The sequence below is a fragment of the Zarconia navalis LEGE 11467 genome (assembly GCF_015207075.1).
GTDB lineage: Bacteria > Cyanobacteriota > Cyanobacteriia > Cyanobacteriales > Geitlerinemataceae > Zarconia > Zarconia navalis.
Window position 1 is genome coordinate 1 of the sequence record NZ_JADEXN010000353.1, and the last position, 5,847, is coordinate 5,847.

Below are 5,847 nucleotides of genomic sequence, written 5' to 3' on the forward strand. Positions count from 1 at the left end.
GGGGGGAGACCCCCGCGCGTGCCGGGTTTTCGGTCGATTATTACAAAGTTGACAAAGTGAATATAGCTGTTATCAATCTGTTGAAGTACAGAGTTTCTGGTTTTCGGGAATGGGAAATGGGGAATGGGCACTTCGACAGGCTCAGTAACCAGGAATGGGGAATAGGAAATAGAATTTGGGTGTACCTCACAAGACTGAGAATTGCTATACCACCTTAACTTGTCACCAATGACCACGGGGAGATTAGATTGAGTTCGGAAACCGAAATACCGATCGTTCTTTGTGAAGGGAGGTGCAGGAGCCAGGGGAGAGAGCTAGAGAGGTTTTCAGGCGCTATGCTATAGCTTAATTGTAAATTTTCAAGATTATCCAAACTTGATATTACTCCTGGTTAAAAGCTGCCGCCTCGCCTAAAAAGAAGTTGGGACGCATAACAAAAGCCATACCGAAAATACTGGCTGCTAGTAATGCAACGCCGAAAATCGGGCTAATTCCCGAGAGAATCAAGGAAGGACAAGCCGCGGCGGTTAAGCTTAATAAAGAAATGATGCCCGTCAGTTTCCCCACTCGAGTGTGTCCTGCCCGAATCATAAAGATTAGACCCAAAAAACATAACATCGCTTCACTCAATAGGGTGGCATAAGCCGCACCGACTCCACCCAAATGAGGAATTAAAATAGCATTGAGTATTACATTAAAAACTGCAGTTACCAATAAAAGCGGGGGCAAGGATTTTTCTTGTCCCGTTGCTTGGAGAAATCGATAGGCTAAATTCCCAAACATACTAATCCCCAAACTGGGAATTAAAATAGCCAGGGACGGAATCGATGGCAGGAATGCATCGCCAAAAATAAGATGAACTAAAGTTCTTTGTAAAAATCCCGCTCCCAAACAAACAGGTAAGACTAGGGTGATAAAGAGACGATTGGCTTTATAAACTTGTTCGGGCAGTTGTTCGGGAGAATGGGCGTGACATCGAGCAAATCGAGTAAAAATAACTTGGAAAACGACTCGAGGAAGGGCTAAGAAAATTTCGATAATTCGGTAGGACGCACTGTAAAAGCCTGCTTCCCCCGATGGAGCCATTCCTTTGAGCATGACGATATCCACTTGATAGTAGAGAATCCACAAAATTCCCGAAACCGCAAAGGGATATGCGAGAACTAAAGATTGGCGAAGTTTATTAACATCGATCGAAGATTTGATATCGACTTTTCCGTTGAGATAGTAAATTAATGCGACAATATCGATCGAGCGTAAGATGGCAATTGTGGCGACAACAAAAATTAAGTTTTGAGTAAGAAATAGAACGAGACAGGCAAGTGCGTAGACGAGCGAACGCTCGAGAGCAACGGCAATACTTTCGGAACGAAACCACCCAAAACCTTTAAAAACACCGCGTAATGTCATTTTGGCAGCGCGACAAACTTCGGCCAAAACAACGACATAGCAGACAATTAACCCATTCCCTTCAAATCCCAAAATTTTGGCAATCGGAAATAAAACAATGAGAACGAGAATCGAATTTAGGACCTCAATGACCAAAAATTCTAGAGTTAGTTTTGATCCTTCTTCCGGATTGGCAGCTACTTCCCGTTGGAGAAGTACGGGAAGCCCAAATTGGATAAATAGGGAAAGAATTGCACCCAGAGCTGCCGCTGCTGCAAAAGATTCGTATTTTTCAGGACCGAGAATGCGACCGGTAATACTATAAAAGAAAAAAGTTAAAGCAAGAGTGGATTCACTCAAGAAAGCATAGAAATAAGACCAGTCCAAACGCGAGAATATTTTTTTCATGTTAACTTCGATTTCAACAACTCGATCTTCATTTTTTTTCTTTCACTCTGAATAATATTTGCATTTTAAATGACACCAAAATTGACAAAATGAGCCTCTCAAAAAGTAGAAAACGAGATTGTCAGAATTCAGTGTTAAGTCAAGAACGGTAGACGTTGACCGACAAACGTAAAAAGTAATGGAAATGTAGAAATCTCACGCGGTTGGGTAGAGGGACGATCCCAAGGCGATCGCTTGTGGTTGCTCCGTTGAAGCATAAAATCCAACCTACATCGAAGCATAATTTGTCAGTTAATTAGGGGAAGCAGTCTGGAGCGATTCTAGAATTGCTATAGATGTCTAAAGCATTACCCCGATATCCTTTCCCCGTATTAAACCCCATTAAATCGATAGATGCAACTGAGAACCATTTTCCATCTTTTGCACCTCGATGCGAGCTTGAAAGGCTTCCTTGAGGTGGGGAATGTGGGTGACGGCAAGAATGCAGGCAAAATCCGAGGAGATGGCGTTGATGGCGGCAACCAAACGCTCGCATCCTCGATCGTCCTGGGTTCCAAATCCTTCATCGATAATTAGCAGTTGCAACGCCGTTCCCGATCGCCCCGCCAACAGTTTCGCCAGCGCCAGACGGATGGCAAAATTAATCCGAAAGGCTTCCCCCCCGGAGTAGGTTTCGTAGGGGCGAGTTCCCCGCGCGTCGGCAATCAGAATATCGAGCGTATCGATGAGCTTTGTCTTTTTTTTAGAACCCTTGCTCGCCCGTTGAGTCACAAATCGAACGTGGAGTTGATTGGCACTCAGCCGCGATAAAATCCGGTTGGTTTCCCCCTCCAGTTCTGGCAGCACGTTTTCGATGGTCAATGCCTGGATGCCGTTCTTGCCAAATGCCTGAGACAATTCCCGATACACTCGGCTTTGGCGGCGGATGGCTTGGAGTTGTCGCTGTCGTTGCTCGTATTCCGTTTGTAGGGTTTCGAGTTGCTGCTGTTGCTGCTGCAATCGCCCGTATTCGGCGATCGCCCCATCGAGTTCCCGGCGGCGTTGCTGAATTTTCCCCTCCAGGGTTTGAATATCGACAATGCGATCGGGCGTTCGTTCCAGTTGAGTTCGCATCGCAGCCATTTGCGATCGGGCAGTTTCGGCATCTCGATCGTATTGCTGCACGCTCTCCATCAGCCCGCCAATCCGCTGCTGCACGCGGGGAGACTCCTGCTTTGCCCCTCGCAATTCTTCGGCTTTGCGCACCCACACCTGTGCCTCCCGCAGCGCCCCTCGCACCTGGCTGTGTTCGGTCAAGTTATAGTCCAAATTGGCGATATAGCGCTCCAAATCCGCCCGTTGCCGAGCCAGCTCCGACTCCGCGTGCAACCGATCGAGTTGCTGTTCCAAATAGCGGCTGTGGGCGACCAGTTCCGGACGACGCTCGTCGATTTTGGCTTGTTGCGTCTTGGCGCTACGCAGTTCGGCATCCTTAATTTGCGCCCACCGCAACCGATCGACTGCCCCCCGCGCCAGGGCGTGATTTTTTTCGTCGTAGTCGAGTCGATCCACCGTGCGGTTGAGTTCTTCAAGTTCCGATCGCACTTCTACGGCGTAATCCCCAACTTCGAGAGAGCGTTCGATTTCGATCTGTTCCGCCGCCAACCCTTCGAGGGTCGAGCGATCGCGATCGCTCGCGTCTAACTGCGCTTGTAGCTGCCCCCGCCGCTCCCGCAGGGCATCGTACCCCGCCAGTTCGTGACTCAGTTGACCGTATTCCTGGCGCAACACCTGAATTTCCAACTCGGAAACCGCCAGTTGCTCCTTCACCACCCACAACTGCCCCATAATATCTCGGTGTTGTTCCTGATGCTTTTGCGCCACCAAATCCCAGTGATGTTCGTCGAGGGGGCGATCGCACAGGGGACATTGGGCATCGGGCACTTGCAGCATTTTGATTTTGCGATCGAACTCCTCAATGTTGGCTTCGTAATCCCGTTGGTGGGCTTTGAGGCGATCGAGAAAACTGCGGCGTTCGAGTCCTTTTTCCCGCACCCGCTGCTGGTGAACCTGCTTTTTCTCCAGTTCGCTAATTTGTTCCCCCAGTTCGGCGAGAGCAGATTGCAACTGTGCCGTTTGAGTATCCGGGTTTCCCAACGCAATTTGTTGGGCTTGGATTTGCTCCAGGCGGGCGTTGAGGCGGGCAGTGGCGCGATCGAGTTCGCCTTGGAGTTGCAATCGGCGCTGCATCAAGGGGGCAACCTCGGCTTGCAGGCGATCGAGGGTCTGAAGGCGATCTCGGGCGGTTTGCAATTCCTTCAAACCCGCTTCCACTTGAGCCGACTGCGCCAAAATTCTGGCTAAATCTCCAGCTTGGCGATCGAGGGCTTCGAGTTCGGCAATCGTACCTTGCTGCTGTTGCTGGTAATCGTTTGCCTGCTGCGTCAGTTGCTCTCGCACCCCTTCGAGATGGGTTCGAGCATCTTGGAGGGCGTTGAATTTTTGGGAAAAGACTTCCTCTTGTCCCTGCAACTGTTGGAATTGGGCGTAACCGCAGTCGATCTCCGTCTCTTGCTCTAGGAGTTGTGACAATTCTTGCTGTCGCTGTCGAGCATCCGTCAGTTCCTGTTGCTGGCGTTGGGATTCCCGTTGTCGGTTTTCCCCCTGCTGTCGGTACCAGTCGAGTTGTTGCTGCCATCCCTGCCGTTGATTTTGCTGGGCTTGCAGTTGGGTTAAAGTCGCGCGATCGCCCTCTTGCACTTGTTGTAGTTCGTCGAGGTGAGTTTGGGTGCGAGCGAGTTCTGTGGCAATTTCGCTTTCTTGTTGCAATTGTTCCTTTAAGGTTTCCAAATTCTGAAGGAGCAATTTTTCTTGTCCGGTGGTTTGGTTCGCCATCGAGTTGGCTTTTTTGGACAGTTCGTCGTAAAGATCGAGTTTGAGCAAATCCGCTAAAATCTGCTTGCGTTCCGAGGGCGATCGCAACATGAACTCGTCTGCTCGTCCTTGACGCAAATAGGCAGAGTTAATAAACGTGTCGTAATCGAGTTTGAGATGATCGAGGAGTTTCTGTTGGGTGGCACGCAATCCCTTTGCCGTCAGCGATCGAAATCCCGTGGGTGTTTCTACCTGAAATTCGAGGGAACTCGACTGTCCCCGACGGCGAGAGCGAATCACCCGACAAATTTGCCCTTGGCTTTGGAAGGTAAAATCTACTCGAACTTCTTTTTCGCCGATGTGGATCGCATCATCTTCGGAAGCCGCACGGCTTTTGCCCCAAATCGACCAAGCGATCGCTTCTAGGAGGGAAGATTTTCCCGCACCATTTGCCCCGCAGATACAAGCCGTATGGAGTCCTGTAAAATCTAATGTTGCTTCTCGATAGCTAAAAAAATTTTTGAGTTGAAGTTGGTGGGGAATCATAAAATATCGAGTTCGCTTAAATACTTTAGGACTTTCGCTTTGCCTTTATTGCTAGGATGTGAAGCGTGCAGTGTAACAGAATCGACGCTACGAAATACGCGCGTCCGTGCGTAAGTCCCGTACTTATAATTCCAAGTGACGCAGGCAAAGGGAGGTCGGGAAAGTAAAGGAGGCAAAACCCTTGAAGTCCCTTTCCCGATTTAGGCGATCGCTCGGGATTAGAGTATTTTCTTGGAAGGGTCGGGAGAAGCGCGAGAGAATTGAAAAAGTTGTCAGGCGATCGTTTTTAACTTTAACGAATAATTCAAACTCGATTTCTGTTAGATTTTTGGCGATTCTCTGATTTTTGATGCAACTTTCGATATTTTGGTCAGATCGATCGCCCCTCTACCCTTTTACTTTATATTGTTTTAATATTTCAATTCTTCAAAGTCCATGAAAAAAGGGGACTGGCGATAGAGTCCCCTCCGTTAGAATTTAGCTCGAATTTTGAGAAATCAGACGACAATCGTTTCAACTCTTCCAATCTCGCGATCGCCGCTATCTACAATATCAAATTGTCGATCGAGTTCTGTAATCGTTAAAATGTATTCTACTGATTCTCTCAAGTTACATAAGCTCAAACGCCGCCCGATCTTTCGAGCGTATTTG

The 5,847-nt window shown here is 48.5% G+C and carries 3 protein-coding genes; 1 reads left to right on the forward strand and 2 read right to left on the reverse strand.

Annotated elements, in window-relative coordinates:
* Nucleotides 1-218: hypothetical protein (locus IQ235_RS16810; RefSeq protein ID WP_264322581.1), on the forward strand; the 218-nt coding region annotated here is incomplete at its 5' end.
* Nucleotides 219-381: 163 nt separating this feature from the next.
* On the opposite strand, the gene IQ235_RS16815 is transcribed toward IQ235_RS16810, so the two are convergent.
* Together IQ235_RS16815 and sbcC are read right to left on the reverse strand one after the other, a co-directional pair.
* Nucleotides 382-1,797 carry a flippase gene (locus IQ235_RS16815; RefSeq protein WP_264322582.1) on the reverse strand — a complete coding sequence of 472 codons (1,416 nt, stop codon included), beginning with the start codon at nt 1,795-1,797 and terminating at the stop codon, nt 382-384.
* Nucleotides 1,798-2,178: 381 nt separating this feature from the next.
* Nucleotides 2,179-5,196, reverse strand: a complete 3,018-nt coding sequence (sbcC, locus tag IQ235_RS16820; RefSeq protein ID WP_264322583.1) for an exonuclease subunit SbcC — start codon at nt 5,194-5,196, stop codon at nt 2,179-2,181.
* Nucleotides 5,197-5,847 lie beyond the last annotated feature (651 nt).

Coding starts and splice junctions, on each gene's coding strand:
- IQ235_RS16815 (WP_264322582.1), bottom strand. CDS start 1,797: ATGAAAAAAATATTCTCGCGTTTGGACTGGTCTTATTTCTATGCTTTC.
- sbcC (WP_264322583.1), bottom strand. CDS start 5,196: ATGATTCCCCACCAACTTCAACTCAAAAATTTTTTTAGCTATCGAGAA.